General features: G+C 57.8%; 22 protein-coding genes. 17 read left to right on the forward strand and 5 right to left on the reverse strand.

The window, feature by feature from the left end:
* Positions 1-116: 116 nt before the first annotated feature.
* On the forward strand, positions 117-785 hold the full coding sequence (locus JM93_RS03580) for an alpha/beta hydrolase (RefSeq protein WP_244300745.1): 669 nt from the start codon (positions 117-119) through the stop codon (positions 783-785).
* A 62-nt stretch (positions 786-847) separates the two neighbouring features.
* Positions 848-1,324 carry a GNAT family N-acetyltransferase gene (locus tag JM93_RS03585; RefSeq protein WP_244300746.1) on the forward strand — a complete coding sequence of 159 codons (477 nt, stop codon included), beginning with the start codon at positions 848-850 and terminating at the stop codon, positions 1,322-1,324.
* Positions 1,325-1,387: 63 nt separating this feature from the next.
* On the opposite strand, the gene JM93_RS03590 is transcribed toward JM93_RS03585, so the two are convergent.
* Both JM93_RS03590 and JM93_RS03595 read right to left on the reverse strand, forming a co-directional pair.
* Positions 1,388-1,774 (reverse strand): NADH:ubiquinone oxidoreductase subunit NDUFA12, encoded by a 387-nt coding sequence (locus tag JM93_RS03590; protein WP_145340663.1) that lies wholly within the window; start codon positions 1,772-1,774, stop codon positions 1,388-1,390.
* Positions 1,775-1,936: 162 nt separating this feature from the next.
* Positions 1,937-2,638, reverse strand: coding sequence for a response regulator (locus tag JM93_RS03595; protein WP_145340664.1), 702 nt, complete (start codon positions 2,636-2,638; stop codon positions 1,937-1,939).
* A 655-nt stretch (positions 2,639-3,293) separates the two neighbouring features.
* Here JM93_RS03595 and JM93_RS03600 point away from each other — a divergent pair.
* A complete protein-coding gene (locus JM93_RS03600; RefSeq protein ID WP_145340665.1) occupies positions 3,294-6,971 on the forward strand; it encodes a vitamin B12-dependent ribonucleotide reductase in 3,678 nt (1,225 codons plus the stop codon).
* A 447-nt stretch (positions 6,972-7,418) separates the two neighbouring features.
* On the opposite strand, the gene JM93_RS21895 is transcribed toward JM93_RS03600, so the two are convergent.
* Together JM93_RS21895 and JM93_RS21900 are read right to left on the reverse strand one after the other, a co-directional pair.
* Complete coding sequence (locus JM93_RS21895) at positions 7,419-7,889, reverse strand: IS630 family transposase (protein ID WP_208994896.1); 471 nt, start codon at positions 7,887-7,889, stop codon at positions 7,419-7,421.
* On the reverse strand, positions 7,886-8,485 hold the full coding sequence (locus JM93_RS21900) for a helix-turn-helix domain-containing protein (protein ID WP_208994898.1): 600 nt from the start codon (positions 8,483-8,485) through the stop codon (positions 7,886-7,888). The genes JM93_RS21895 and JM93_RS21900 overlap by 4 nt, the downstream gene beginning before the upstream one ends.
* Positions 8,486-8,556: 71 nt before the next feature.
* On the opposite strand from JM93_RS21900, the gene JM93_RS03610 reads away from it, so the two are divergent.
* The 9 genes from JM93_RS03610 to JM93_RS03650 all read left to right on the forward strand — a co-directional run bounded on the left by JM93_RS03610 (position 8,557) and on the right by JM93_RS03650 (position 19,872).
* Positions 8,557-9,498, forward strand: coding sequence for a patatin-like phospholipase family protein (locus JM93_RS03610; protein WP_145340666.1), 942 nt, complete (start codon positions 8,557-8,559; stop codon positions 9,496-9,498).
* Positions 9,499-9,509: 11 nt separating this feature from the next.
* Positions 9,510-10,403 carry a nucleotidyltransferase domain-containing protein gene (locus tag JM93_RS03615; RefSeq protein WP_145340667.1) on the forward strand — a complete coding sequence of 298 codons (894 nt, stop codon included), beginning with the start codon at positions 9,510-9,512 and terminating at the stop codon, positions 10,401-10,403.
* 671 nt (positions 10,404-11,074) lie between these two features.
* Positions 11,075-13,495, forward strand: coding sequence for a methyl-accepting chemotaxis protein (locus JM93_RS03620; RefSeq protein ID WP_145340668.1), 2,421 nt, complete (start codon positions 11,075-11,077; stop codon positions 13,493-13,495).
* A gap of 415 nt (positions 13,496-13,910) precedes the next feature.
* On the forward strand, positions 13,911-14,831 hold the full coding sequence (locus tag JM93_RS03625) for a sugar ABC transporter substrate-binding protein (RefSeq protein WP_145340669.1): 921 nt from the start codon (positions 13,911-13,913) through the stop codon (positions 14,829-14,831).
* Between the two features lie 78 nt (positions 14,832-14,909).
* Positions 14,910-16,481 (forward strand): sugar ABC transporter ATP-binding protein, encoded by a 1,572-nt coding sequence (locus JM93_RS03630; protein WP_145340670.1) that lies wholly within the window; start codon positions 14,910-14,912, stop codon positions 16,479-16,481.
* Positions 16,478-17,476, forward strand: a complete 999-nt coding sequence (locus tag JM93_RS03635; protein WP_145340671.1) for an ABC transporter permease — start codon at positions 16,478-16,480, stop codon at positions 17,474-17,476. Before JM93_RS03630 ends, JM93_RS03635 begins: the two co-directional genes overlap by 4 nt.
* Positions 17,473-17,883, forward strand: a complete 411-nt coding sequence (gene rbsD, locus JM93_RS03640) for a D-ribose pyranase (RefSeq protein ID WP_145340672.1) — start codon at positions 17,473-17,475, stop codon at positions 17,881-17,883. Before JM93_RS03635 ends, rbsD begins: the two co-directional genes overlap by 4 nt.
* A gap of 5 nt (positions 17,884-17,888) precedes the next feature.
* Positions 17,889-18,806 (forward strand): ribokinase, encoded by a 918-nt coding sequence (locus JM93_RS03645; protein ID WP_244300759.1) that lies wholly within the window; start codon positions 17,889-17,891, stop codon positions 18,804-18,806.
* Between the two features lie 73 nt (positions 18,807-18,879).
* A complete protein-coding gene (locus tag JM93_RS03650) occupies positions 18,880-19,872 on the forward strand; it encodes a LacI family DNA-binding transcriptional regulator (protein ID WP_145340674.1) in 993 nt (330 codons plus the stop codon).
* 9 nt (positions 19,873-19,881) lie between these two features.
* Here the strand turns inward: JM93_RS03650 and JM93_RS03655 are convergent, their stop codons facing one another.
* Complete coding sequence (locus JM93_RS03655; protein WP_145340675.1) at positions 19,882-20,547, reverse strand: TetR/AcrR family transcriptional regulator; 666 nt, start codon at positions 20,545-20,547, stop codon at positions 19,882-19,884.
* A gap of 71 nt (positions 20,548-20,618) precedes the next feature.
* On the opposite strand from JM93_RS03655, the gene JM93_RS03660 reads away from it, so the two are divergent.
* From JM93_RS03660 to JM93_RS03680, 5 genes are all read left to right on the forward strand, one after another.
* The gene (locus JM93_RS03660) at positions 20,619-21,986 is read left to right on the forward strand and encodes a flavin-containing monooxygenase (protein ID WP_145340676.1); all 1,368 of its coding nucleotides are present in this window, start codon (positions 20,619-20,621) and stop codon (positions 21,984-21,986) included.
* Entirely contained in the window at positions 21,983-22,885 is a 903-nt protein-coding gene (locus JM93_RS03665; RefSeq protein WP_145340677.1) for a bile acid:sodium symporter family protein, read from the forward strand. Before JM93_RS03660 ends, JM93_RS03665 begins: the two co-directional genes overlap by 4 nt.
* Entirely contained in the window at positions 22,882-23,811 is a 930-nt protein-coding gene (locus JM93_RS03670; protein WP_145340678.1) for an SDR family oxidoreductase, read from the forward strand. Before JM93_RS03665 ends, JM93_RS03670 begins: the two co-directional genes overlap by 4 nt.
* Entirely contained in the window at positions 23,811-24,608 is a 798-nt protein-coding gene (locus tag JM93_RS03675) for an SDR family NAD(P)-dependent oxidoreductase (RefSeq protein ID WP_145340679.1), read from the forward strand. Before JM93_RS03670 ends, JM93_RS03675 begins: the two co-directional genes overlap by 1 nt.
* Positions 24,609-24,696: 88 nt before the next feature.
* Entirely contained in the window at positions 24,697-25,878 is a 1,182-nt protein-coding gene (locus tag JM93_RS03680) for an OmpP1/FadL family transporter (protein ID WP_208994900.1), read from the forward strand.
* Positions 25,879-26,003: the final 125 nt, after the last annotated feature.

Raw genomic sequence — 26,003 nt, forward strand, 5'->3', positions numbered from 1 at the left:
CTAGAAACATGGAGCTTGAGAGTCAAGTTTAGACTCAGGAGTTTCACGTAGTTTAGGATCGGCACAAACCCGCTCCCGCAACGGTTATGCCACCTTATAAGAGGACATCACGCTTCATGCCCGAGGTGATCTTTAACGGTCCCGCCGGCCGGCTCGAAGGCCGGTTCCACCCCGCAAAAAAGCGGAACGCGCCCATCGCATTGGTTCTTCATCTGCATCCGCAGTTCGGCGGCACGATGAACAACCAGATCGTCTACCAGATGTACTATATGTTCGCGCAGCGCGGTTTTGCGGTCCTGCGCTTTAATTTCCGGGGTGTCGGCCGGTCGCAAGGAACGTTCGATCACGGCCAAGGCGAACTGTCGGATGCAGCTGCCGCGCTCGATTGGGTGCAAACCGTTCATCCGGATGCGCGCGCCTGCTGGATCGCCGGTTTTTCCTTTGGGGCGTGGATTGGCATGCAGCTTCTGATGCGCCGGCCGGAAGTGGAAGGCTTCATCTCTGTCGCCCCGCCGGCAAACCTGCACGACTTCTCATTCCTGGCGCCCTGCCCGTCGTCCGGCCTTATCATCCATGGCGACAATGACAAGGTGGTCCCGCAAAAGGACGTCCAGACACTGGTCGACAAGCTGAAGACCCAAAAAGGCATCGTGATCAACCACCAGACGATCCCTGGAGCCAACCATTTTTTCGAAAACGATATGGACGATCTTTTGGAACGCTGCGGCGGATACCTGGATGAGCGGCTCGGTCTGACCCCAGAAGATTATATCCCGATCGACTGATCAAAAAAAACGCATTCAAGCCCGCCAACTGGCGGGCTTTTTTCATTTAAGGATTTAACGTTATGACATCAGATGACTTCCAGGTCCGGCCCGCTGACCCGGGCGATCTTGAGCACCTGAAAATGCTCTACCGCCATCTTGTTCCAGACGACGTTCCAGCGCGCCCTGAAGTGCAGGCCCGGACCTTCACGGACATGCTGAACCATGCAGGGCTCACCATTTTTATCGGCACACTCAACGGAAGCCCGATTTGCAGCTGCACGCTGATCATGGTGCCAAATTTCACACGAGGCTGCGCGCCTTACGGGTTCATCGAGAATGTCGTAACGCATGCGGATTTCCGCAGCTGCGGCTATGGCGATCGAATGATGCAATCGGTTTTCGCACATGCCTTTGCCGAGGGCGCTTACAAGCTCATGCTGCTTGCCGGTTCGGACAACAAAAAGGGTCACCGCTTTTACGAGCGGGCCGGCTTTCAGCGCACCAAGACAGGCTTCGAGATTCGGGCACCCGGTTATCCAAAACGAACTGTCTTTTAAAAGGAGCGTGCGCAAAAAAGCCCGCAGCAAGGCGGGCTTTTGTAAGGGCTATGAGCCGGTGTTTTACTGGCCCGGCGTCCAGGCCTGATAGTCGCCGGTGACTTCCGGGCGCTTTTCCGGGGTCAGAATAGACCCATCCGGGCGATGGGCCCTCGGTGTACCCGTGTGGTTAAACTCATGCGGCTTTTGCCAGCTCTTCGGGTGATAGGTCTCATCTACCGGCGGCGTATCGACACGGTGGTGCATCCACCCATGCCAGCCGGGAGGGATCGCAGACGCTTCTGCAAGCCCGTTGTAAATCACCCAGCGCTTTTTGCCCGCACGCTCGCGGTAGTACTTGTTGCCGAACTCGTCTTCACCAACAAACTCGCCTTTGCGCCAGGTAAAAAACCGGGTGCCCATTGTCTGACCGTTCCACCAAGTGAAAATCTCAATCAACAGGTTCTTCATGATGCTCAGGCGTCCTTGGTGATTTTTGTCCGGGCGGCGTGCGTTTGGCCGCACTGCGCACCCCGTCTAATTTCCGGCAGAATATGACCGCAACACTGGGCGATGTCCAGTGTTCACTGGCAGGGAATTCGGGCCGATTGCACAGCTCCAAAACGCTCGGGGCTAGAACGTGCGGGTTGACGAACGCACTGCTGCAAATCCGGGCTGGCGGATCTTCCCGGCCTTACCGGGCAAAACAAGCGGCGGCTCAGGCTTGGCGTCTGGGTCTGGTCCTTCAGCGCGCGCAGCAAGAGATTGCTCAAGCGGCGTGGCACCGTCCGCAACGCGCTGTTTGGCAATCTGTGTCTGGATCCGGCCAGCCGCCAGGTTCTGCAGGCGGGCAGCCTGTTCATCAAGCATCTTTCCGATGCCCTGTATGTTGTAGTAGCCGGAGTTTTCCAAAACCATTGGCCGGTCATCACGTGCCAGCCACTGCAGCCGCTTCATCAATGTCGCGGGCGATACCGGCTTCACCAGAAGATGATGGGCACCGCTGCGCAAGGCTCGGTCGACAAGGGCGCGTGTCCCATGAGCAGTGACAAACAACAACGGCACATAACACAGCGGCTCCATGTGCCGATGCCGAATCATACGCAACATCTGGTAGCCCGTCGTCGGCTCCATACGAAGATCCGTCAAAATGACATTGGGCGGCTCGGTAAGCATGGCGTCGAGCGCTTCATCCACCGAATCGAACACCCGGACGCGGGCAACACGGAAACTCAGGAGAATCGAACGCAGAATCGTCTGCATGGGCTTGCTGTCTTCGACGACCACGATGTCCATATTTTCGATCGCTAGCCCGTAGGCTGTGTGAAATTTCATAGACTTAACGGGCCTCTGGCTTCAGCTGGGGCCAGTTATTGCAGGCCAGGCTTAAATCGCGTTGAAACCGGTGCCGGGAATTTTCGTCAAATTTTCATAGAATGCGGGTTACCTTTCCCCTGCAACGATGAGCAGCCGCAGGCCCGCCGGGTTACCTGCCCCTGAAATGCCCCGGTTTCCGCCGCTTCAGGATGCCCGAACCGCACCCTCCCCGCTATCCACACATGGCCACAACATTTTGCGCTTGCCCACAACTTGGGCACAAGCAGTTGTCGCTGAACGCTTGACGGTAAGAATTCGTTTACACTAGTTTCCTAATCATCATCGGCATGCGCTGCGGGGTTAGTCCGAGGTCCTCCAAGCGTTCATCCAGTAACCAGTTTACGCGTAACCGCCCTGCCACATCTACCCAACTGGCCGGGACGGGTTTTTGCGTGCTGATTGCTCGATATGAGCCGTGACAAACCTGTTGATGAGCACTATATCTAGTACGACAATCATCAGGCGATACAACATAAAGGGTCGGTAAGCCGGTTCTTCAGGACAGGGTGGCGGGTTACCGCCAACCGGGCAGAGGCCGCCCGGCTATGAAATTTCAGCGCGTGTTTTGGGCGGCTTGGGGCCACCAAAGCGGGGAAGACAAAGGGGATACGGAATGCGGATCGAGCGGCGCTACACCAAAGAAGGGCAATCACCCTACGCCGACATTGAATTTCGGACAGCGACAAGCGAAATCCGGAACCCGGACGGTTCAATTGTGTTCCGCCTGGAAAACATTCAGGTGCCGGCCCAGTTCTCGCAAGTCGCCTCGGACATTTTGGCGCAAAAGTATTTCCGGAAAGCCGGTGTCCCCGCAAAGCTGAAGCCGGTCGAAGAAAATACCGTCCCGTCCTGGCTTTGGCGCCACGAAGCTGACGAGGAAGCCCTCGCCACATACCCCGAAGACGAGCGTTATGGTTCCGAGATCGACGGGCGGCAGGTGTTTGACCGCCTGGCCGGCACATGGACCTACTGGGGCTGGAAAGGCGGCTACTTCGACGGCGAAGCCGACGCCCAAGCCTTTTACGACGAACTGCGCTACATGCTCGCGACCCAGAAGGTTGCGCCAAACTCTCCGCAATGGTTCAACACCGGGCTGCACTGGGCCTACGGCATCGATGGCCCGAGCCAGGGCCACTACTATGTCGATTTCCAGACCGGAAAACTGACCAAGTCCGCCACCGCCTACGAGCATCCGCAGCCGCATGCCTGCTTCATCCAGTCGGTCCAGGACGATCTGGTCAACGAAGGCGGTATCATGGACCTGTGGGTCCGCGAGGCGCGCCTGTTCAAATACGGCTCGGGCACCGGCTCGAACTTCTCCCGGGTTCGCGGCGAAGGCGAAAAACTGTCTGGCGGCGGCAAATCCTCCGGTTTGATGAGCTTCCTGAAAATCGGCGACCGGGCGGCCGGCGCGATCAAGTCCGGCGGCACGACCCGCCGCGCGGCCAAGATGGTTGTGGTCGATGTCGATCACCCGGACATCGAGGAATACATCAGCTGGAAGGTGAAAGAAGAGCAGAAGGTCGCCGCTCTCGTCACCGGATCCAGGATCGGCCAGAAGCACCTGACCGCGATCATGCGCGCCTGTGTCAACTGCGAGGCGGATAACGGCGATTGCTTCGACCCGTCGAAAAACCCGGCCCTGAAGCGCGAAATCCGCGCGGCCAAGAAGATGATGGTGCCGGAAAACTACATCCAGCGGGTCATCCAGTTTGCCAAGCAGGGTTTCACCAAGATCGATTTCCCGACCTACAACACGGACTGGGATTCGGAAGCCTACCTGACCGTCGCGGGCCAGAACTCCAACAATTCCGTGCGGGTGACCGACGGTTTCTTGAACTCGGTGATCGAAGACGGCGCCTGGGATCTGAACGCGCGCCGCTCCAATGGCGTCGTCAAGACCGTGAAGGCCAAGGAACTTTGGGAGCAGATCGGTTATGCTGCCTGGGCGTCCGCCGATCCGGGTCTGCAGTACCACACCACCATCAACGACTGGCACACCTGCCTGGCCGATGGCGAGATCCGCGCGTCCAACCCATGTTCTGAATACATGTTCCTGGATGATACGGCCTGTAACCTGGCGTCCTTGAACCTGATGCAGTTCCGCAACGAGGACGGCTCTGTTGCCATCGACCATTTCGAACATGCAACACGGCTCTGGACGGTCGTTCTGGAAATCTCGGTGCTGATGGCGCAGTTCCCGTCCAAAGAAATTGCCGAGCTGTCCTACAAGTTCCGCACCCTTGGTCTGGGCTACGCCAATATTGGCGGCCTGTTGATGACCTCCGGCATTCCGTATGACTCCGACGAAGGCCGCGCGATCTGTGGCGCCCTCACCGCTGTCATGACCGGTGTGTCCTACGCCACCTCCGCCGAAATGGCCGGCGAGCTCGGCTCCTTCCCGGGCTACAAGAAAAACGCCAAGCACATGCTGCGGGTGATCCGCAACCACCGGCGGGCCGCCCATGGACAAGCGGATGGCTATGAAGGCCTGAACACCAACCCGGTTCCGCTGGATCATGCCTCCTGCCCGGAGCCGGTCCTGATCGACCGCGCCAAGAAGGCCTGGGACCGTGCGCTGGAGCTTGGCGAAAAGAACGGCTTCCGCAACGCCCAGTCCACCGTGATCGCGCCCACCGGCACCATCGGCCTGGTGATGGATTGCGACACAACGGGCATCGAACCGGATTTTGCCCTGGTGAAGTTCAAGAAGCTGGCCGGCGGCGGCTACTTCAAGATCATCAACCGCGCCGTTCCCGAAGCCCTGCGCAAGCTCGGTTATTCGGAAAGCCAGATTGCTGAAATCGAGGCCTATGCGGTCGGCCACGGGTCCATCGACCAGGCGCCGGGCATCAATCCGGGCAGCCTCAAGTCGAAGGGCTTCACCGACCAAAGCCTTGCCAAGCTGAAAGACGGCATGAAGTCGGCCTTCGACATCAAGTTCGTGTTTAACCGCTGGACGCTCGGCGACGAACAAATGAAGGCGCTTGGCGTTTCTGACGAGCAGCTGGAAGACCCGGAATTCGAGCTTCTGTCGTTCCTTGGCTTCTCCAAAGCCGACATCGAAGCCGCAAACACCCATGTGTGCGGGGCAATGACGCTCGAAGGCGCACCGTTCCTCAAGCAAGAGCACTACCCGGTGTTCGACTGTGCCAACCCGTGCGGGCGCATTGGCAAGCGCTTCTTGAGCGTTGAAAGCCACATCCGCATGATGGCGGCCGCCCAGCCGTTCATTTCCGGCGCGATCTCCAAAACGATCAACATGCCGAACGATGCAACGGTCGAGGATTGCATGGAAGCCTACATGCTGTCCTGGAAGCTCGCGCTCAAGGCCAACGCGCTGTACCGCGACGGGTCCAAGCTCAGCCAGCCGCTGAATGCCCAGCTTCTGTCGGACGATGACGAGGAAGCCGAAGACCTTGCCGAGGACATCGCCGCCCTGCCCCAGGCCGCCAAGGCCGAAGTGGTTGCCGAACGCATTGTCGAGCGGATTGTCGAACGCGTTGTGCGCCAGCAGGAAAAACTGCCGGCCCGGCGCAAGGGCTACACCCAGAAAGCCAAGATCGGCGGCCACACCGTGTTCTTGCGCACCGGCGAATATGATGACGGCCGTCTTGGCGAGATCTTCCTCGACATGAACAAGGAAGGGTCGGCTCTGCGGGCCTTCATCAACAACTTCGCCATCTCGGTTTCGCTCGGCCTGCAATATGGTGTCCCGCTCGAAGAATATGTCGATGCGTTCACCTTCACCAAGTTCGAGCCGGCCGGCATGGTCCAAGGCAACGATGCGATCAAGAACGCGACCTCGATCCTCGACTATGTGTTCCGCGAGCTGGCGGTTTCCTATCTCGGCCGTCACGACCTTGCCCATGTCCCGCCAGAAGCCTTCTCCGGCACGCCGGTCAGCGCCGGTGCGGTGGAGACCATGGAAAAGGGCAGCCCGGGTGTCGTCTCCCACGGCCTGGTGCGCGGCCAGACCGAACGGTTCCGCCTGGTGTCCGGCAGCGAGCCGGCCGGTGAGATTACACAAGCGGTCAAGGCCGAGTTGACCAGCACGGTCGCCGGCCAGACAGCGGCCGTTGCAACCGCCTTTGCCCGGGGCAGCGAAGCCGTCGCAGCCGTGGAAGTAACCCCCGCCCCGCAGCCTGCAAGCGCGGCCCAGCAAATCGCACAGGCCCGCATGAAAGGCTATGAAGGCGAAAACTGCGCGGAGTGCGGCAACTTCACCATGGTCCGCAACGGCACCTGCCTGAAATGCGACACCTGCGGCTCAACAAGCGGCTGCAGCTAGGAAGACGTTTTTGTTTGGTGAGAGGACCAAAGTTTTGTTCATAGCACCCAATGTTTTGTACCAACCCGAGGGAATTCCTTGGGTTGGTGTCGAATGGCAGATGGGTGAAATACGACAACTGCGGTACTGTGCGACGCCGGCGAAGGACAAGGCTAATTCAGTTCGTGCCCCGAATCGCATAGGACGGCCAAATCAGGTCAATAAGCGGCTCAAACGGACCTGAAACAAGTAGACCCGCCCATCGGAGATGATCGGGCGGGTTGTACTTACGCAAGATTGATGATGTCAGTTCAGGTGCCGAAAACGGAAAGAGCTATTTTCGATATCAATTGGAAGAAAGTTGCCAATCGAATACCAGCATCAAAACTGCGGACGACGACAACAGCCCCAGGACGCAACATTAAGAAATACGCTACAAGGGTAGATATAAAATAAGATATACCTCCCTCACTCCAACCCCCGAAATTTCTGGTGAGTTACGACCCTGAAGTTGTCTGACACTTTGCTTCGGAATGTTTTCCATTCAGTTGGGATGGTTTCGCGAAAGAATTTGAGGATCGCATTTGCGAACAGCTTTTGCGTTGGGTAGTGCCGATTGTGGGTCACGAACTGGTGCATGACCGCCCATAATCGCTCAATGGGGTTCAGGTGCGGGCAATAGGGCGGCAGCTGGATCAGATGGATACGGCACTCCGGTCTGGCCAGGAACGCTCTGACATCCGGCCCTTTGTGGTAAGCGGCGTTGTCCCAGATCACATGGATGAGGCGCTTGTCCGGGTTGCGCGCTTCGATCTTGGCGAGAAGCTGCGTAGCGCTGCCCCCGTCGACGGTGGTTGGCTCGACAAAGGGTGCATCGAAGGTCTCAAGGTTGAGCGCGCCATGGATGTTCACGCGCCCGCGCCCTGAGGTGGTTGTCACGGCGGGGTTTGAGCCTGCCTTGACCCAGCCATTGCGGGCTTGGTCTCATATTCGGGATGCACAGCGTCGGCGAAATACACGGCTTCGTCGGCACCTAACTCGTTCAGTAAACGCTCGTACAGGGCGATGAATTCGGCCTGCTTTTCGGCTGGAGCAACGCGTGGAAGACCTTTAGGCTTGCGATATTCGAACCCCAAACGGGCCAAAAGCTTGAGGCAGCCGGAATGCGAATAGTCCAAGCCGAATTCCTTCAGAATATGGGCTCTGATCGGTGCAGTTGAGCGGCAGAAGCGCCCCTCTAGCCAGTCGCATAGTTCGCCCTCTTGGGTGACCGAAAGGCGGGACTGGCCGCCCTTCCAGCCATCAACACAAAGCGCATCCCAGCCACCCTCACGGTAGGTCTTGTACCAGCCACGGACCGTGTCGTCGTCTAGATAGAGAAACTTCGCGATCTGAACGCAACTCTCACCATCATCCAGCAACAGGATCGCATTGGCCCGACGCGCAACACCATGATCCTCGCGCTGGCTGCGCACACAAACCTCAAGATCAAGACGCTCTGAAGCGGACAGAAAACCGGGGAGAATCATGCACATACTTGAATCGACATAAACTGCGCCGTCAACCCGTTAAATCTCGGATCTTCCGTGACTCCGAGTATAGTATAATGAGCGAGGAAACCGAAACCGCGAAGCCGTATCGCATCCTCAGCCTCGATGGTGGCGGTGCTAAGGGCTTCTATACCCTTGGTGTACTAGCCGAGATTGAGGGTCTTATCGGCTGCCGTCTCTGCGAAAAGTTTGACTTAGTTTTCGGGACCAGTACCGGTTCAATCATCGGATCGATGATAGCTCTTGGCAAAACCGTTGATGAAATCCACACGCTCTACAAAGAATACGTCCCTGAGATCATGCGGCTCAAGAAGCCTGCGAAGAAGTCAGCAAAGTTGGAAGAACTTGCTGCCGAGATTTTTCAGAACGCAAAATTCGACGAAGTGAAGACCGCCCTCGGTGTCGTTACGACAAAATGGGTCATAGAGCGACCAATGATCTTTAAAGGTAGCATTGAACAAGCTCATGGACGGAAAGGTACCTTTGTGCCGGGGTTTGGGGTCAAAATCGGGGATGCAGTCCAGGCATCATGCTCCGCTTTCCCATTCTTTGAACCAAAGACGGTAACCACCGCCGCAGGCGATGAGGTTAAGTTGGTAGACGGGGGCTATTGCGCCAACAATCCCACACTTTACGCGATTGCCGACGCTTTTCAGGCACTCAACATCGCGTACAAAGACATGCGGGTGGTCAGCGTCGGCGTGGGAATCTATCCGAGCCCGCAACCGTCGATATTCAGCAAGATGTACTGGGCGGAGTATCTCCAAAGCGTACAACTCCTCCAGAAAACGCTTGAGATCAACACGCAGTCTATGGACCAGCTACGCGCGATCCTCTTCACGGATGTGCCCACCGTCCGCGTCAACGACACATTCGAGCAGCCGGAAATGGCAACCGACCTGTTCGAGCATGATTTCCAGAAGCTCAATATCCTCCGACAGCGTGGGCGGGAAGGCTTTGCCAACAACGAAACCACATTGAAAGATTTTCTTCTTTAAGAGACACAAGAATGGCAGTCGGTGAAGCACAACTTGAAACATGGTCGTCCCAAGGCAGCATTCAACAGTCGGCCTCCACTTACAGAACGATCAGTGATGTCCTGAACGATGCCGATTCTTCATATCACCTGAAGGAATTCGATACATTCCTACAGGGCTCTTACGGTAACAACACGAACGTATGGGCCGATAGCGACGTGGATATCGTAATTCGGCTCAGCTCGATCTTCTATTCCGACACCAGCGACCTTACGCAGGCGGAAAAGGCGAACTATGATCGCATGCGGTCAGCTGCCGAATACACACTGCCCAAATTTTCTGAAGAAGTTACCGCTTGGCTGATTAAGAATTTCGGCAATGGCGTAGATGGAAGTGGCAAAGCCATCTACGTGCCCGGAAATGGTAACCGCCGCGATGCCGACATTCTGGCCTGTGCAGAACATCGCCATTACACTAGCTACCTCGCGAACGGCAAGCCTTCCTATCTGGAAGGCATTGTATTTTGGAAGAAAGACGGCACAAAAATCGTCAACTACCCTAAGCAGCATTCGACCAACTGTACGAACAAACACCAAAACACCAGTAAATATTTCAAGCCGACCGTCCGAATCTTTAAAAACATTCGGAACCGAATGGTGAATGAAGGCCGCTTGCAAGATGGAGTCGCTCCCTCATATTTTTTGGAAGGCATGCTCTGGAATGTCCCGAACAACTTTTTTGGGACCAGCTACCAGGAAACTGTCATAAAATGCTTCAATCACATTTATGACATGCCGGATAAGAGCGATCTGAGGTGCGCCAACGGCATCCATTACCTACTTCGCAACGGGCATCCGGTGTGCTGGGAACCGAACAACCAAGCAATTTTTATGGAAGCATTCAAAGACTTTTGGAACGACTTCTGAAATGCATCGCAAGTTCTGTTTTAAAGACCCGAAGACACTGACGAGCAGCTGACTTAAGCGCCACCTGCCCGGATTCGCATAACGTGCCATATGAAATTTTGCCGACTGGGACGCGTTGATCTTATCTAAATAGCCTTTGTTGACCTCTGCGGCGGCAATGGCCCATCCGGCAAATATTTTCCAACATTCAAATTACTTCTCACCTCTAAACTGCTCCTGATCAGCTGGGGCCCGCTGTTCCCACTTGAAGCCTCATGCCTTTTTTGGGCTACGGTGCGCACTGCATGCTTTCATGTACCCAAAAGGCCTTCTGACAGGCGTCATTGCACAGCGTGTGCGACGCATGGGGCAAGCTGCCGCGGACGGACAAGGCCGGCCTCGTGCCCAGGCGATAAGCCGCGGCCGCAGGGAGGCAACTCACCCGGTCATATGGCCAGCTTGCCGTCTTGTTCGGTCCGACCCGCTTTGCCGGCCGGCCAGATCACAGGGCTGGATCACTGGGCTGGATCACTGTCTTGTCACAACCGGGCCCGTGATCAGCAACCTTAAAGTCTGATACTTTTGTCAAACCCGCCAATTCATTAGAGTTTTGTTCACGTGATAAACTTACCTTACGTCTAGTTCAAACCTATGCACGGCTTGTGCGGACGCGGTAAGGGGCTTTTTCTGCGATGCGTTTGTCTAAAAAAATACCGGCTTTGGTGGTCGGCGCTGCAGCTGTTGTTGGGATCGGCATCGGGATCTCAAGTTATCTGACCTCCGTCCAAAGCGTTGAAGGCCTGACTCAGGAACGCTTGAGAGCGGCGGCGGAGACCGGCAAGCAGGAGACACTGGCATATCTTCAGGCGATCGAACGCGAATTGGTGCTCACCGCCGGTAACCCGGGCACGATTGCTGCAGTCAAGGAATTCGCCAATATCTGGGAATTCTGGGAAACCTCCGGCGGCACGCCTGAGACCACACTTCAAGCCGCCTACATCACCGACAACCCGCATCCGACGGGCGAAAAACATCTTTTGGACAGGGGCGACACCGGGTCGGCCTACGACGATGCGCATGCCAAATACCACCCCTGGTTCCGGGCGCTGCAGCAGGATCAGGGCTACTATGACGTTTTCCTGTTCGACACCAAAGGCAACCTTGTCTATTCGGTGTTCAAGGAGCTTGACTACGCCACCAATTTCACATCGGGTGGCGGAGAATGGGCCGCCTCGGACCTCGGCGAGGTTTTTCGCAAGGCCATGGCCATTACGTCACGGGACACGGTCGCCTTCGAAGACTTTGCGCCATATGGGCCAAGTTATGACGCACCGGCCAGCTTCATGGCGCATCCGGTGCGCAGCGACGGCGAAACCATCGGCGTGCTAGCGTTTCAGATGCCGATCGACAAAATCAACGACTTGATGCGGCAAAGCCAGGGACTTGGCACCACGGGCGAGCTTTTGCTGGTCGGCGAAGATCGGTTTCTGCGCAACGATTCGGAAGCCACCGCAGACCAAAACGACATTCTGGCGACGAAACTGGACAGTCCGGTGATTGACCAGGCCTTTGCCGAAGGCGAGGCTTTTGGATACGGCACGCTTCACCGCAGTGAGCAATTGGATGTCGAGGCGATCAGCCTTGACTATCAGGGGAGCAAGTTCGCAATCGTTGCGCTTCAGGCCTACAACGAGGCCATCGCGCCGGTTGTTGCCATGCGCAACCAGATGCTTGCGATCGGTGCTGTCCTTCTGGGGGTGGCCGCTGGGGTCGGCCTGCTGGCGGCCCGCACCATCTCGCGGCAAATCAACAAGGTTGTTGTTGCCATGAACAGCCTGGCCGGCGGCGACATCAATGTTGAGGTCGAGGAAAATGGTCAGAACGATGAAATCGGCGACATGTACAAGGCTCTTGCAGTCTTCAAGGACAATGCGGTCCAACGCGTCGAACTGGAAAGCCATGCCCGCAGCGAACGGGACAGGGAGCGCCAACGCCAGACCCTTTTGGAAAATCTGATCAACGACTTCAAGGCCATTATGAGCGACCGGCTGGCAACCGTCGGTGAACAGATGGACCGCATGCGTTCTGCCGCGCAAACGCTGGAAGAGCTTGCCACCAACGCGAAGTCCGAATCAGATCAAGCCGGCAATGCGTCCGACAACGCTTCAGAAAACGTTGCCGCGGTTGCCGCGGCGACGGAGGAAATGACCGCAACCGTTCAGGAAATCGCCAGCCAGACAGAGGCCACAAGCAGGATCGTTCTGGAAACCGTGGAAGCTGCCGAGGCGACCAACCAGAATGTCCGCAATCTGTCGGAAGCCGCCGATCATATCGGCAGCGTGGTCAACCTGATCCGCGATATTGCAGCGCAAACCAATCTGCTTGCCCTCAACGCCACCATCGAGGCGGCCCGGGCCGGTGAAGCGGGTCGGGGCTTTGCGGTGGTCGCCTCCGAAGTCAAGGAACTGGCCGAGCAAACCTCGAAAGCCACCGACGAGATTTCAGGCCGGATTTCCGGCATTCAGAACTCGGTCCGCGATGCGGCTGGCGCAATCGAACATATCAGCGCCAAAGTGTCCGAGGTTCAGGACCTGACCAGCTCCGTTGCAGGCGCAATCGAGGAACAACGCTCCGCGAACCAGGAAATTGCCCGTTCGGCGCGTTCAGCCAGCGACAGCACCGGCGCTGCGGCCTCCAGCATGGCCAGCGTGTCCGGTGCCGTCTTGCAGACGTCAGACGAGGCCGCCGCCGTGAACAACGCATCCGAGCTCGTCTCAACCGCCAGTGCCAACCTGGCCGAAGAGGTCGAGAAATTCCTGCAGGGCGTGACCAAAGATGTTGAAGACCGGCGCCGCGCAAGCCGCAAGAGCTTCAGTGAAGATGTGACCCTTACGTTGAAAAATGGCCGGCGCAAGCTGGTTCAGCTGCTCGACCTCAGCACCACAGGCGCGCAGCTGTTTGACGTGACCGACCTGGAGATCGGCGAAGAGGTCATGCTTTCGTTCCTCGATGGAAGCGAGGTCCGGGCCAAGGTCGTCCGCCAAACCGGCTCCGGTTGCGGTGTCGAATTCGCCGAACCGGTGACCTCCAGCTGGTTCAACCGCGCAGCCTAACGCCGCGGACACCCTCAAGCGGACGGCGGGAGCCTCTCGCCGCCGCAAAGCTGCCGCGGAAGAAACTGAGTACAAAATACCGAAGCGGACGGGTGCTGCCCCAGGGCGCATCTGCGCTTCTTTTCCGGCCAGGGTTTCGCGGTCATGCAAATGCCGCGCCTGTAAAACGATCTCAGCTGGTCCGGAGACCGGATTTTTTCCACATTGCAGCCCCCTGCTCTTGCCCCCCAATAACCTTTTGTTGCTCCTGCCGAAATTCAAATCTCGCAACGGCGCATCCTCAGATAATTATGAATGCATTTAAATAAATGAAACGTTTCATATTGACGTCCGCTTTTTACCGTGCATTCAAATGGGGCAGCCTCGATACCGGGAAACAATCCGGTAAGGGCCTGACCTATTCGGGAGGAAAATCATGAAGTTACTTAAGATCGCCGCTGGCGCGGTGAGCGGCCTTGCTATGCTTGCCGGTACCGCAATGGCAGACGACAAGCCGGTGGTCGGCCTGATCATGAAGTCGTTGGCCAACGAGTTCTTTCAAAACATGATGGTCGGCGCGGAAGCGCATCAGGAAAAGCGCGGCGACTACGAGCTGCTGGCCGTGGGCATGCAGAACGAGACGGATTTTGAATCGCAGATCAATGCGGTTGAAAACTTCATCACCCAAGGCGTTGACGCCATCGTGGTCGCCCCTGCAGACAGCCGCGCGATGGTCCGTCCTCTGAAAAAGGCGATGGACGCCGGCATCGTTGTGGTCAATTTCGACGTGGCACTCGATGAAGAGGCAAAAAAGCAGCGCGGTGTCGAACTGGCTTTTGTCGGTCCGGACAACCGCGGCGGAGCCAAGCTTGCCGGTGATGCACTGGGCAAGAAACTCGGCGAAGGCGGCAAGGTCGTGATCATCGAAGGCAATCCGGGCGCCGACAACGCAACCCAGCGCCGGCTTGGCTTTGAAGACTCCGTGGCTGAATACAAGCTCGACCTTCTCGACAGCCGAACGGCACATTGGGAAACCGAGGAGGCAAACTCGGTGTTTTCCAACATGCTGACCGCACATCCGGACATTCAGGGCGTGATGGCTGCCAATGATTCCATGGCCATCGGCGTGGTTAAGGCGCTTGAAAGCGCGGGCCGTGACGACATTCTGGTCGTCGGCTTCGACAACATCCCGGCCGTTGGCCCGATGATCGAAGACGGCCGTATGCTGGCAACCGTTGATCAGTTTGGTACCGATATGGCGGCCAATGCGATCGACCTTGCTCTGGAAGTCGTCAATGGCGGTCCGGAACTGGAAGGCTGGGTCAAAACGCCGATCGAGCTGGTGACCGCCGACTGACCTTACGTCGCATCAAGGCCCCTGTTTGACCTTTCAAACCGGGGCTCCTTTTTCTCCAGCCACGCATGGACAATCGCCATGGCCGCAGCCGATTTTGATGCAGCGCCCGCCACACCCTCCCCGCAACAGGCCTTCCTCGCCGTTGAAGGGTTAAAAAAACACTTTGGCGGCGTAAAAGCGCTCGACAGTGTCAGCTTTTCACTCAAACAGGGCGAAGTGCACGCGCTCGTTGGTGAAAATGGCGCCGGAAAATCGACGCTGATCAAGATCCTGTCCGGGGTGTTTGCCTATGACGCCGGACAGATCCACCTGGACGGGGCGGCCTATCAGCCGGCCAGCCCGCATGATGCAAAAATCAGCGGCGTCCAGGTCGTTCACCAGGAATTCAACCTTCTGGATCACCTCAGCATTGCCGAAAACATATCGATCGAAAAACTGCCGCGCACCCGCCTCGGACTTCTTGATAAAAAAGAGCTGAACCGTCGTGCGGTAACTGCGCTCGAGGCGATCGGCCTGACCGACATCGATGTACGTGCCCCCATCGCATCCCTCGGCATTGCGCACCGTCAGCTCGTCGAGATTGCGCGCGCGCTTCAATCCAGGAGCCGCATCCTGATTCTTGACGAGCCGACGGCAACCCTCACCAAACGTGAAACCGAACGGCTTTTTGAGATTGTCGAGAGCATCAAGGCCGACGGCGTCACGGTTGTGTTTGTTTCGCATCACCTTGATGAAGTGTTCCGGATCTGTGACCGCGTGACCGTGTTCAGAAACGGCAAAACCATCGCCACCGATCTGATCTCGGACACCTCGCCCGAAGGCGTCGTTCACCGCATGGTTGGGCGGCGGCTGGAGGCGCAGATCGCCGAGGGCCACGAAACGCTTTCCCTGGGCCCGGTTGCGCTTGGTGTTCAGGATCTGCGCACGGCCGCGAACCCGAAACCGACGGGTGTCACTTTCGATCTGCATTATGGCGAGATTGTCGGCATTGCCGGCCTCGTCGGTGCCGGACGCACGGAGATCCTGCGCGGAATCTTCGGGATGGACCCGATCCAGTCCGGCCGAATCCTGCGCGACGAGAAGGAAGTGCGTTTCAAGGGCCCCGGAGATGCCATTGCCTCGGGCCTCGGATTCGTGACCGAAGACCGCAAAGGTGAAGGGCTTGTGCTCGACATGCCGATTGCGGCCAACAGCTCCATGGCCAACATTGCGTCTGTATCCAATCTCGGGCTGATCAAGTTTGCAGAAGAAAACCGGCAAGCCCGGGACGCGGGCGCAAAACTCAAGCTGAAATATGGCGACACCGCCGATCCCGCCTCCAGCCTGTCCGGCGGCAACCAGCAAAAGGTCGTGCTCGCCAAATGGCTGGTACGCAATCCGAAGGTGCTGCTTCTGGACGAGCCGACCCGCGGTGTCGATGTCGGCGCAAAGGCCGAAATCTACGCAATTTTGAAAGGGCTGGCGCGTGAGGGCGTTGCGCTCCTGGTCGTCTCCTCGGAGATGCCCGAGCTGATGACCTTGTCCGATCGTATCCTTGTGCTCTCAGACCATGAAATTCAAGGCGAACTGAAGCGCCCGGAATTCTCGGAAGAAAACATACTCAAACTGGCTTATGGCCGCAGCGAGCAGGCCGGGGGACTGACCCAATGACAACACAAACGCTTGCGGAGACCGGACAGGTCAAACGTGCCATCTCGCTCCGCTCCGTCTTGAACAATGCCGGTATCGGGCTTGCCCTGCTCGCGCTGATCCTGTTCTTTTCGGTCTTTACCGAACACTTTCTGACAGCCAACAACATCACCAACATCCTGACCCAGATCACCATCAATCTGATCCTGGCCGTCGGTATGACCTTTGTGATCCTGATCGGCGGCATTGATTTGTCGGTCGGCTCGGTTATGGCGTTTGCTGCGGTGGTCGCCGGCAAGGCCATTACGCTGCCCGGCTTCGGCCCCGCAGAGGCCATCGCGCTGGCAGTGGTTGCGGCGACGATGACCGGCGTATTGTGCGGCGTGTTCAACGGCGTCATCAGTGCTTATTGGGCACTGCCCTCGTTCATCATCACCCTTGGCATGCTGAACATTGCCCGCGGTGCTGCGCTGCAAGTGTCCGATGCCCAGACGATCTACGCGTTTCCGATCGCGTTCGAGGAATTCGGCTCGGCCATGATTTATGGTGTTCCGGTGGTGTTCATTGTTGCGCTGCTCCTTGTTTTGGTGGCCTGGTTCGTTTTGAACTACACCGTTTTCGGCCGCTTGCTTTACGGTATCGGCAACAACGAGGAGGCCGTGCGGCTCGCGGGCCACCCAGTGTTCTGGTACAAAGTGGCGGCCTTCACGATCTGCGGCTTCACTGCAGGCATTGCTGCCATCGTCTATATGGCCCGTTTGAACATCTCCAGCCCGATTGCCGGGATCGGCTTTGAACTCAATGCCATTGCCGCGGTCATTATCGGCGGCACCAGCCTCAGCGGCGGGCGTGGATCGGTAATCGGCACCCTGCTTGGCGCCATTATCATCGGTGTCCTGGCAAATGGGCTGATACTTATTGGCCTAAGCGACTTTATGCGGCAGATGATTACCGGTATCGTAATCGTCTTCGCTGTCATCCTCGACCATTACCGCGCAAAGTACACCGCCAAATGAAGAAAACCGCTCTGCTTAACCGTCACCTGAGCGCACTGGTTGCTTCGCTCGGGCATATGGATGAAATCGTGGTCGCCGATGCGGGCCTGCCCGTTCCCGCGGGCACCGATGTCATCGACCTTGCGGTGACCGCCGGCGTGCCAAGCCTGGCCCAAGTGCTGAGCGCCCTGCGCAGCGAACTGGTCATAGAGGGCGCGGTTTACGCCGAAGAGGCCGGGGTGGAAACCGAGAAACTTATGCAGCGCGAACTCAGTGCCTGGCGTGCCGGGACGGAAACCGGCAATCCGGTGACCAAGGTGTCTCACACTGCGTTCAAGGCGCGCACGGCAAAAGCCCGGGCCGTGATCCGGACCGGCGAAACGACGCCCTATGCCAATATCATCCTGATCAGCGGAGTAGCGTTTTGAAACCGGTGACCATAGTTGGCAGCGTCAATATCGATCTGGTGTGTTATCTCGACCGCTGGCCCGAGATTGGCGAAACCATTCCGGTTCGCGAGACCGCCACCGCGCTTGGCGGCAAAGGGGCCAACCAGGCTGTCGCGGCCAAAAAACTCGGGGCGGATGTGACGCTGGTCGCCGCCATAGGCCAAGATGCTTTCGGCCAGAGCGCCGCGGCAGATCTGAAAGGCCTCGGCGTCACATGCCGTCTTGCCCAACTGGCAGACCATCAAACAGGTTTGGCATTCATCGACGTCGGCCCGGACGGCAACAATCTGATCCGCCTGTCCGCAGGGGCCAACGCCGCCCTGCGGCCAGCCGATGCGGAACAGCACGCAGACCTTCTGCAAAACAGCAGCGTCGTGCTGCTGCAAAACGAAATCGCCCTGGAAACGTCGCTAGCCGCTGCCCGTCTTGCCCGTCAGGGTGATGCCTTGGTGATTATGGATCCAGCGCCCGCGCCGGCTGCCGCATGGGGACCGGATGTTTTGGCGGCATTTGATATTCTAACACCCAATGCAAGCGAGGCCGGAAGCCTGCTCGGCCGGACGCTGAGCACCCTGGAGGACGCACTCGCGGCCGCTGATACTCTAGCAGGCCGCGGACTCAAAGGCGCCGTGGTGACGATGGGCGGTCATGGCGTTGCCTGGTCCTTTGGAAACGAACGCGGCATGCGCACAGCACCAAAGGTTGCAGCCATCGACACCGTAGCGGCAGGAGACTGCTTCAATGGCGCATTGGCGGCCGAACTTGCACGAGGCAGCCATTTTGAAGAGGCCATCGCATTTGCCATGCGCGCCGCCGCGCTCGCGACGACACGCAAAGGTGCCTCCTCCTCGCTGCCCGATCTTAAAGAGTTGGAGACCTTTTCTGCGGTAGAGACAGCGTGACCTTCACAAGTGCTTGATTGTTTTGTGCCATAGTGGTTCAAACATGATGAGCAATCCGAATAAACGGTCCCGCATGCCGACGATAAAAGACGTAGCCAAGAAAGCCAGCGTGTCCGTAGGCACGGTATCACGCGTGCTTGCAGACAACGACACCGTCAAGGAAGACCTGCGCAAGCGGGTTCTGTCGGCGATGCGCGAGCTGAACTACAAACCGAATCTGGCAGCCAGAGCACTGAGAACCAACAGTATCGACGTCGTCGGTCTGATCGTGCCGGACATTACCAATCCGTTCTTCGCCCAGCTTGCCAAGAACATTGAGATGGAAGCGGCAACACGCGGTCAATCGGTCATGCTGGCCAATTCCCACGACGATCCGGACACGGAACGCACACAGGTCTCGGCGCTTCATGACCGGGCGGTCTCCGGGATCTTCGTCGTTGCTGCGACCGATGGCAGCCGTCCGTTTACAGCCGATATTCCAATCGTTTCTCTCGACCGCAGGTACGGATCGTACCCGCTTGTTGCGACTGATCAGCGGGACGGTTCGCGCAAACTCGCCGCCCACCTGCATGATCTCGGCCACCGAAAAATCGCCTACATCGCCGGACCGGAAGGCATGGGCGTGTCGCGGGAACGGCGGGATGGGTTTGTCGAGCAAATCGAAAAACTGACCAGCGACGACGACCCGGTGGAGCTCGCCATCTATCATGGCGATTTCAGCTATGATGCGGGTGAAGCGATCGGCCGACTGATTTTGGAAAGCAGCCCGTCCGAGCGGCCGACGGCCATCGCCGCTGCCAGTGACCAGCAGGCGATCGGCGTCATGCGCAGCGCGCGCGACCTTAGGATCAACGTTCCGCAAGACCTGTCAGTCACCGGTTTCGATGATATCGCCTTGGCCTCCCTTGTGGTTCCCCGCCTGACGACTTTGCGCCAGCCCATTGAGGATATGGCATCGGGTGCCGTCGAGCGTATTTTCCTGCCGACCGAGGAACAAACGGATTTCGCGATCCGTGGTTCGCTGGTTGTGCGCCAATCAACGGCCCCGCCCCCGTCCAGGGACTAGCTTTGAATATCAACGAGCTGTATCGCCGCAAAGCCGGATAAACCCGGCCTCTGAATAGTCTAGCAAGGCTTCCACGAGGTCAGTCTCCTCTTTGAGCTTCGCCACCGCGCCAATCCGCCAGCTGGAGGATGTCAGTGCGAGCATGCCTGACACCATAAAAACGAAGGCAGCACTCAAGGTCGTGCGGGAAGCGTTGGGACAGATTTCCGAAAGCTCGTCCAAAAACACAGATACGGTCGGGTCAAAACACTCAGCCGCGATTTCCTTCCAGCGCTCATCGGCCGAAACCAGCGCTATGAGGCGACCATAAGCGACCCATCCCTTGTCCGGCCCGAAAGCAAGGTGCAAAAACGGGCGCACGAAACAACTCAAGATTTCCCGCAAAATCAGATCCCCCGACTCTGCCTTGCGCGTTTCCAGCGCTTCCAGCCTCAACTCCGCCAGGGTTTCCGCACGCCGCGCCACAACTGCATGAAACAGATCCTCTTTCGGCCCGCCATGATGATTGACCAAGGCAACCGGTGAACCGGACTCGGCGGCGATGTCGCGAATTGAGGTCCCGTCGAAGCCGCGCACGGCAAACAAGCTTTCCGCTGCATCCAGGATCCGCGCTTTGGTTGCCAGCGATTTTTTGCTCGGTGCGCGCCGGCGCGTGGACGTTTTCGGGCTCGACATTACAAAATCTCTTGCCTTAATTTGAACATTCGTTCAATTTAATAGAAACCATAGCGTGTGCGGGAGGAACCATGCCACAAAAAACCGAACCCGTCCCAGAGGCAGGGCTGCCGGACACGCTCCCGGACACCCGCGATCAATATGCCTTGATCGGAGCCGGCCCCATGGGTTTGGCCATGGCCAAGGTGCTGCGGGAACAAGGTATCGCTTTTCAAGGTTTTGAAATGCACAGCGATGTGGGCGGGGTGTGGGACATCACCGGCCCACGGTCCACAATGTACGAATCTGCTCACCTGATTTCCTCAAAAACCACCACCGAATTTGCCGACTTCCCAATGCCGGACGGCACACCGGACTATCCGTCTCACCGGCAAATGAGGCAATACTTCCAGAGTTTTGCTAAGCATTTCGGTCTCTACGGGTGCTACAGTTTCAAGACAGAAGTGCTGAAGGCCGTTCCAATCGGCCCAAGCGGCGCCGGATGGCGCCTTACCTGGAAGACCCAAGACGGGCGAGAACACCAAAGTGTCTACAAAGGCCTCCTGATCGCCAATGGCACGTTGTCGACACCACGCCGCCTCGTCTTTGAAGGCAATTTTGAAGGCGAGCTGATCCACGCCGCCGATTACAAATCGGCCCGGCAGTTTAACGGCAAACGGGTCCTGATTGTCGGCGCAGGAAATTCCGGCTGCGACATGGCGGTCGACGCGGTCCACCATGCCAAGTCAGTCGACCTGTCCATGCGGCGGGGCTACTACTTCGTCCCGAAATATGTTTTCGGCCGCGCCGCCGATACGCTGAATGGCACTGCACACTTGCCAATGTGGCTGAAGCGCAAGATCGACAGCGTCATCTTGCGCTGGTTTGCTGGAGACCCGCAACGCTACGGCTTCCCCAAGCCCGATTACAAACTTTACGAAAGCCACCCGGTGGTCAATTCCCTGATCTTGTTTCATGCCGGGCACGGCGATGTCGGGATCAAACCGGACATTGCGCGGCTTAACGGGAAAATCGTTCAGTTTTCCGATGGAACCCAGGCCAGCTACGACATGATCGTCACGGCCACAGGTTATGTGCTCGACTATCCGTTTATCGACAAGGCCTTGCTGAATTGGACGGGGGCGGCCCCTGACCTGTTTTTAAACTGCATGCATCCGGACCGGGACGATCTGTTTGTTCTTGGCATGGTAGAGGCGACCGGGCTTGGCTGGCAAGGACGGCATGAACAGGCCGAGCTGGTGGCGCGGTACATCAAGGGATTGGAACAAAAATCCACCGCCGCTGATGCCATCCGGCGTGAAAAGGCCAACGGATTCAAGCGCCAGACCGGCGGCATTGACTACCTCAAGCTCGACCGCATGGCCTATTACGTCGACAAGACCAGCTACCGCAGAGCGCTCACCAGCCGGATTGCATCACTGCAAAAGGCTGCCTCATGAGCGATGTGGATTCGGTGCTGCTGAATTTTTCGCCCGGCAGCATGGTCTTGTTGAACGCGATCTTGGCAATCGTCATGTTCGCGGTCGCGATCGAAATTCAAACGGCCGATTTCAGGGCCCTTCTGCGCACGCCAAAACCGTTTTTGGTCGGAATATTCGCGCAGTTTTTGATGCTGCCGGCCGTGACATTCTTGCTGGTTCTGGCCGTCCAGCCACGCGGGTCAATCGCGCTTGGCCTTATTCTTGTGGCTGCCTGCCCTGGCGGAAACATTTCCAATTTCATCACGCACCGGGCGGGTGGAAATGCCGCCTTGTCGGTTTCATTGACCGCGTTCAGCACCATCGGCTCGGTGGTGCTGACACCGGTCAATATCGCCTTTTGGGGCGGGCTATACGAACCGAGCCGTGCGCTTTTGACTGCCATTGAAATCAACCCGGTTCAAGTGGCGCTGACTGTTTCCCTCATGCTCCTCGTGCCGCTCATGCTCGGCATGACATTGAACGCCAAGGCCCCGCTTGCGGCAACCACCATCCGCCGCCCCCTGCAGATCCTTTCGATGGCGATCTTCATGGCGTTCATCGGCCTCGCACTGACAGCAAACTGGACGTTTTTCACGGCGTTTGCGGGCGAGATTGTGCCCATCGTGGTCGCACATAACGCGCTCGCCCTGACGAGCGGCTATCTCATTGCAACGCTGACCGGCCTTAGCCCCTACGACCGGCGTGCCCTGTCGATCGAAACGGGCATTCAAAACTCTGGCCTCGGATTGGTGCTGATCTTCGGCTTTTTCCAAGGCCTTGGCGGAATGGCCGTTGTCGCGGCGTTCTGGGGTGTTTGGCACGCAGTGTCAGGGCTGGCGCTGGCAAAGTGGTTTTCGCGCACGGAGGCAGCCCGATGAAGCGGATCCTGATCACCGGAGCTGACGGCACTGTCGGGCGTCACCTGTGCCACGCCTTGCATGGAACCCGGCACACTGTGATCGCATCAGACATCCGGACGCCAGAACACGTGCCCGACGGGATCGAATGCGTGGCTCTGGATGTCACCGCTCCGGGCATTGAGCAGGTTCTAAGGGATCTTCGGCCGGATGCAGTGGTTCATCTGGCCTCGGTTCTCGATCCACGGGATCGTGCACAAGCCTATCAGGTGGACGTCGCTGGGACACGCAATGTCGTCGAGGGCTGCCTTAGCGCGAAAGTCAGACGTCTGGTCGTGACATCCTCTGGCGCAGCCTATGGCTACCACCACGACAACCCGCCTTTTTTGACTGAAACAGACGCGCTGCGCGGCAATCCGGAGTTTATCTACTCCGATCACAAACGGGCGGTCGAAGAGCTGCTGGCCGCCTATCGGGAGACCCACCCCGAACTCGAACAGGTCGTACTGCGCGTCTGCACGGTGCTGGGCCCAGGCGTTGAAAACCAGATCACCGCCCTGTTCCGCAAGCCACGTCTGCTGGGCCTGACCGGCGCTGACAGTCCATTCGTGTTCATATGGACCGATGATTTGGTGAAGATTTTGGAGCGGGCGGCCACGAGAGCTCCAGCGGGCATTTACAACGTGGCGGCAGACCATCCTGTCAGTCTCAAAAAGATCGCGCAAACCCTCAACAAGCCTCTGGTGCGCCTGCCGGCATGGGCCGTCCGCGCATATCTTGCGGTTTCAAAGCCGCTGGGATTGTCGCGATACGGGCCCGAGCAGGTCCGTTTCCTGCAATACCGACCGGTGCTCGACAATACCAAGCTCAAGACACGGTTCGGCTACATCCCGAAAGTTACCGGCCCACAAGCTTTCGCGCTTTGGCAAAAACAGGCGGGATTGTGATGAAGACAGCACTTATCACCGGCGGCGCGGGCGGCCTCGGGCAGGCTTTGGCTGCGGAGCTTCGCAAACATGGTTGGTTTACGGCCCTTATCGATCTGCCTGGCCCGGCCTTAGAGGCGCTTTCGAGCCTGCCGAACACGCTCCCCCTAGCCTGTGATGTAACGGACCCAAACGCACTTGCAAATGCCTGCCGGGTGTTGCGAGCCGAACGGCCGAGCCTCGACCTTGCTGTATACAATGCCGGATTGACCCATATCGGGCCGGCAGGGTCGCTTCAGCCGGAGGCCCACCGGCATTTGTTCGAGGTGAATTATTTTTCAGCCGTTCATCTCGCTCAACATCTGATCCTCGATCTGCGGCAAACACGCGGTGTCCATCTTGCCATCTCCTCGGTAGCTGGTTTCGCACCGCTGACACACCGGGCGGCCTATGCCGCCAGCAAGCATGCGCTTGAAGGGTTCTTCAAGTCCTTACGGTCAGAAGAAGCCCCCTATGGTGTCGCCTGTCTTGTGGCCGCGCCGAGTTTCATCGCAACGAATTCCGGCAACAGCCAAAAAACCGCCAATGGGCTTGCCCGGCCGGGCTCGGCAAAAGACGGCTTGGATGAAATGCCGGCGGCGGTGGCTGCACGGACGATTTTCCAGGGTCTTTCCGCGAAGACGCCGTTCATTCCGGTTGGCCGGGTCGCCCGCTTCGCCCATATCGCAAACCGCCTGTCGCCAGCGCTTTATCAACGGCTGATGGAGCGGCGCTTTCAGGTTTCAATGACAGAAAAAGGATACGAAACAAGCTCTTAGGCAGGTTGCGGAGGCATTTGAAAATCTGCGCACCACTGCTGTTTCAAAACAACAAACCGGCGTGGGCGCATTTTTACGGGAGGGAACAGTGTATATTTTTCGAGATATTGTGAAACAGGTTGCAGTTGGAGGCATTGCGGCCATCTCTGCGCAGGCCGCCATGGCCGGGGGCTGGGATACATTGGGGATCGGGTCCAACGAACTGTTGTTCGATCCGGGCCGGTTCGTGATCGAGGGCACATACAAATATGTCGATCGCAACGTCGACTATATGGCCACATCAGCCACGCTGTTCGGCGGCGTGCCTGTGCCAGGCCGTGCCACCAGCCGGGCAACGCCAAACATCTGGAACTATCAAGGCGCGCTCAAATTCCAGATCACCGACGATATTGCCTGTATGGGGCGCGTCAACGATCCTTATCAAATCGAGGAAAATCTGGATGAAACCTGGCAGGGCCGCTTTTCCCTAACCAAGACATCCGCTGGCAGCACGGCCTGGAACGCAAGCTGCAGCTATCGCTTTCAGGTCCAAGATGGCCATTTCATCCGGGCGATTGGTGGCGCCGGCATCGTTGACCTGACCTACTATGCGGAAAATCTGACAGCGCTGAGCGCAACCGCTTCGGCGCCGACCAAAGTCGATCTGCAATCGGCTGACCCAGGCTGGGGATGGCGCGCGGGCATTGCCTATGAGGTGCCTCAATATGCCATTCGGGCGAGCGTGATCTACGATTCCCCGGTTTCCGTTGATCTTGACGGAACAACCGAGGTCACGGGTGTCACGGCTTTTGACAGTTTTGCATCCATCACCCTGCCCCAGTCGGTTGAACTGAATGTACAAAGCGGGATTGCACCGAAATGGCTGGCTTCATTCGGTGTGAAGTGGGTCAATTGGTCGAGCGTGGAAGAACTGACCGTTGCAAATGCCGCCGGAGCGCTGACCGTCGACCGGTTTCTCGGCTATAAAGACGGATGGACGGTGCGTGCCGCGATTGGCCATCAGTTCAACGATTGGGCGAGTTTCCAAACCGGCATCCAATGGGACCGCGGCATTGGTCAGACCTATTCGGACACCTATTCGCTTGGCGTTGGCGGCAGCTTCGCGTTGAACGAACACATGGAATGGTCGATCGGAACAGCCGCAACATATAAAACGCCTGGAAACGGCGACTTGACCAACCGGGCATCGGCCAACCAAGCCGCAACAAACTACGACTACGGCTCTTCCTGGGCGTACGCAATCCAGACGAAACTGAAGCTGACATACTAGGCCAGGCGCCCGCACGCGCTCAGCCAGATGGTGCCGGGATTGCCCGGCACCATCTATGTACAGGCATCGCTCAAAAAAGCCGTGACCGGCCCGCCGGAGAACAAAAACGCTTGCGTCTCATCGCA

The organism is Roseibium hamelinense (assembly GCF_007830545.1).
Taxonomy (GTDB): domain Bacteria; phylum Pseudomonadota; class Alphaproteobacteria; order Rhizobiales; family Stappiaceae; genus Roseibium; species Roseibium hamelinense.

Excerpts from the sequence above, each read along its gene's own strand:
- JM93_RS03580 (WP_244300745.1), top strand. The coding sequence starts at position 117 with ATGCCCGAGGTGATCTTTAACGGTCCCGCCGGCCGGCTCGAAGGCCGG.
- JM93_RS03585 (WP_244300746.1), top strand. The coding sequence starts at position 848 with ATGACATCAGATGACTTCCAGGTCCGGCCCGCTGACCCGGGCGATCTT.
- JM93_RS03590 (WP_145340663.1), bottom strand. The coding sequence starts at position 1,774 with ATGAAGAACCTGTTGATTGAGATTTTCACTTGGTGGAACGGTCAGACA.
- JM93_RS03595 (WP_145340664.1), bottom strand. The coding sequence starts at position 2,638 with ATGAAATTTCACACAGCCTACGGGCTAGCGATCGAAAATATGGACATC.
- JM93_RS03600 (WP_145340665.1), top strand. The coding sequence starts at position 3,294 with ATGCGGATCGAGCGGCGCTACACCAAAGAAGGGCAATCACCCTACGCC.
- JM93_RS21900 (WP_208994898.1), bottom strand. The coding sequence starts at position 8,485 with ATGTGCATGATTCTCCCCGGTTTTCTGTCCGCTTCAGAGCGTCTTGAT.
- JM93_RS03610 (WP_145340666.1), top strand. The coding sequence starts at position 8,557 with ATGAGCGAGGAAACCGAAACCGCGAAGCCGTATCGCATCCTCAGCCTC.
- JM93_RS03615 (WP_145340667.1), top strand. The coding sequence starts at position 9,510 with ATGGCAGTCGGTGAAGCACAACTTGAAACATGGTCGTCCCAAGGCAGC.
- JM93_RS03620 (WP_145340668.1), top strand. The coding sequence starts at position 11,075 with ATGCGTTTGTCTAAAAAAATACCGGCTTTGGTGGTCGGCGCTGCAGCT.
- JM93_RS03625 (WP_145340669.1), top strand. The coding sequence starts at position 13,911 with ATGAAGTTACTTAAGATCGCCGCTGGCGCGGTGAGCGGCCTTGCTATG.
- JM93_RS03630 (WP_145340670.1), top strand. The coding sequence starts at position 14,910 with ATGGCCGCAGCCGATTTTGATGCAGCGCCCGCCACACCCTCCCCGCAA.
- JM93_RS03635 (WP_145340671.1), top strand. The coding sequence starts at position 16,478 with ATGACAACACAAACGCTTGCGGAGACCGGACAGGTCAAACGTGCCATC.
- rbsD (WP_145340672.1), top strand. The coding sequence starts at position 17,473 with ATGAAGAAAACCGCTCTGCTTAACCGTCACCTGAGCGCACTGGTTGCT.
- JM93_RS03650 (WP_145340674.1), top strand. The coding sequence starts at position 18,880 with ATGCCGACGATAAAAGACGTAGCCAAGAAAGCCAGCGTGTCCGTAGGC.
- JM93_RS03655 (WP_145340675.1), bottom strand. The coding sequence starts at position 20,547 with ATGTCGAGCCCGAAAACGTCCACGCGCCGGCGCGCACCGAGCAAAAAA.
- JM93_RS03660 (WP_145340676.1), top strand. The coding sequence starts at position 20,619 with ATGCCACAAAAAACCGAACCCGTCCCAGAGGCAGGGCTGCCGGACACG.
- JM93_RS03665 (WP_145340677.1), top strand. The coding sequence starts at position 21,983 with ATGAGCGATGTGGATTCGGTGCTGCTGAATTTTTCGCCCGGCAGCATG.
- JM93_RS03670 (WP_145340678.1), top strand. The coding sequence starts at position 22,882 with ATGAAGCGGATCCTGATCACCGGAGCTGACGGCACTGTCGGGCGTCAC.
- JM93_RS03675 (WP_145340679.1), top strand. The coding sequence starts at position 23,811 with ATGAAGACAGCACTTATCACCGGCGGCGCGGGCGGCCTCGGGCAGGCT.